This is a genomic window from Paenibacillus sp. EKM301P, from assembly GCF_011800295.1.
GTDB lineage: Bacteria > Bacillota > Bacilli > Paenibacillales > Paenibacillaceae > Paenibacillus > Paenibacillus polymyxa.
Genome location: NZ_JAALFM010000082.1, coordinates 1 through 481, shown reverse-complemented (window position 1 = coordinate 481; position 481 = coordinate 1). Strand labels below are relative to the sequence as shown.

The window sequence follows — 481 nt, the reverse complement described above, 5'->3', positions numbered from 1 at the left end:
GCGGATGGACGAACTTCACCCAGCTGCTCGACTTGCTCCTCGACCGGATAGTTCTCAAACACCATAATGTGGTTAATCAGATTTTGCTTCTGCTCGGTCAGCGCCTGAATCTCATACAGCGGGAAGCTGTCATAGACGCCTGAAGCCAGCGCTTGCTCCTGCGTTTTGCGCATGATGTCCACAAACGTGGCATTTCGCTCACTTTGAATCCGCACTGGGATGGTATTAATGAACAGGCCGATCATATGCTCTACACCCGGAATATCCGTCGGACGTCCAGATACGACACTACCGAATACAACATCCTCGTTGTTGTTATATTGCTGCAAAATAAGGCCCCACACGCTCTGCATCAGCGTATTGATCGTGACTTGCTGCTGCTTCGCAATCCGGTACATGGCTTCGCTCCACGTTGGATCCAGCTCTACCGTTATTTTTTCAGAAACATATTTGCTGGTATCGCTTGTTGTCGTAGACAGAA

General features: G+C 49.5%; 1 protein-coding gene. It reads right to left on the bottom strand.

Annotation, left to right across the window (positions count from 1 at the left end):
* Positions 1-481: condensation domain-containing protein (locus HFD99_RS24915; RefSeq protein WP_238797307.1), on the bottom strand; the 481-nt coding region annotated here is incomplete at both ends.